The following is a 477-nucleotide window of genomic DNA, read 5'->3' as shown; positions in this document are numbered from 1 at the left end:
AAAGAAGTAGCAAAACAAAAAGTAGATGAAGAAGCTACAAAAGCAAAAGATAATATTGATCAAGCTTCAACAAATGATGCAGTGGATCAAGCAAAAACAACAGGAAATACAGAGATAAATAATATTCAACCAGAAGTGGTTAAAAAATCAGAAGCAAGACAAGCAATTGATGATTTAGCTAAACTTAAAAAAGCAACTATTGATTTAACGCAAGAAGCAACTGAAGAAGAAAAAGAAGCAGCGAAAAGTAAAGTGGATCAAGCGTTAACAGAAGCTAAAACTCATATCAACGAAGCAGAAAATGATGATGGAGTTGATGAAGCAAAAACAAAAGGGATAAATGTTATTAATACAATCCAACTTGAAATTATAAAAAAAGTAGAGGCAAAACACGAAATTGACCAATCTGCAATTGCTAAGAAAAAAATTATAGATCAAACACCAGATGCAACTGAAGAAGAAAAAGAAGTAGCAAAA

General features: G+C 31.2%; 1 protein-coding gene. It reads left to right on the top strand.

Features of this window, described 5'->3' with window-relative positions:
* A partial coding sequence (locus HMPREF2953_RS11495; protein WP_176746044.1) for a DUF1542 domain-containing protein occupies positions 1–477 on the top strand: 477 nt, incomplete at both ends.

The sequence above is a fragment of the Staphylococcus sp. HMSC072E01 genome (assembly GCF_001814125.1).
GTDB classification, from domain to species: Bacteria; Bacillota; Bacilli; order Staphylococcales; family Staphylococcaceae; genus Staphylococcus; species Staphylococcus hominis.
Note: the sequence above shows the minus strand (reverse complement) of the source record. Positions and strands in the feature narration are given on the sequence as shown.